We start from the raw sequence: 804 nt of genomic DNA, 5'->3' as shown, positions 1-804 counted from the left end.
TTCCAAAGTAACTCCTGAAGACTATGAACTTAGCGAAGATAAAAAGACCTTAGTTAGGTGGAAAGGAGAAAACATCAAAAGCTTGGATATGAACATCATAGAAGGTCTCAAAGAGGTTACTAAAATAGAAAAAGATGCCTTTAGGGATCATGAAAATCTCGAACATGTTATATTACCTAAAGAGCTCACTTTCATTGGAGATAGAGTATTCTACAGATGTGAGAAACTAATAGATGCAGAGATCCCTGATAGTGTAACTTCTTTAGGAGGAGCTTCTTTCTCTGGTTGTAAAAATTTAGAAAAAGTAAATCTCCCTAAGGGAATCACATTCATCGATGCTGTTACACTATATAATTGCGCAAAAATCACAGAAATCACAATCCCTGAAGGTGTCACAGAAATTGATTGGAGTGCTTTTGCTGGTACAGGAATAAAAGAACTCGTATTTCCATCAAGTATCCAAAAGTTGGGTGATAGAGTGATACAGTTCTGCAAACAATTAGAAAAAATAGTTTTTAAGAGTGACACCCCTCCCACTATTAAGTACAGTTCCCTAAGAAGAGCTGTAGAAGAGCCGCCTTTGAAGATATATGTCCCTAAAGGAAAAAAACAAACCTATATTGACAGCTCTAAGTACTGGAAAGATTTTGAAGGACTAATCATAGAATTGTAAAACTATATAACAATGAAAACACTATCTATTAGTATAACGTTATTACTTACCATTGCTCTCTTTACCCAATGTAACAAAGAGGATACCACAGATGCTGCAAAAAAAGAAGAAAAGGAACTTACCCTAAAGGA

At 35.1% G+C, this 804-nt stretch carries 1 protein-coding gene; it reads left to right on the top strand.

Annotated elements, in window-relative coordinates; all coding sequences use genetic code 11:
* The coding region (locus HMPREF1551_RS00550) for a leucine-rich repeat domain-containing protein (RefSeq protein WP_021627027.1) at nt 1-673 on the top strand (673 nt) is incomplete at its 5' end.
* Nucleotides 674-804: the final 131 nt, after the last annotated feature.

This window comes from Capnocytophaga sp. oral taxon 863 str. F0517 (genome assembly GCF_000466425.1).
Lineage (GTDB): Bacteria > Bacteroidota > Bacteroidia > Flavobacteriales > Flavobacteriaceae > Capnocytophaga.
Note: the sequence above shows the minus strand (reverse complement) of the source record. Positions and strands in the feature narration are given on the sequence as shown.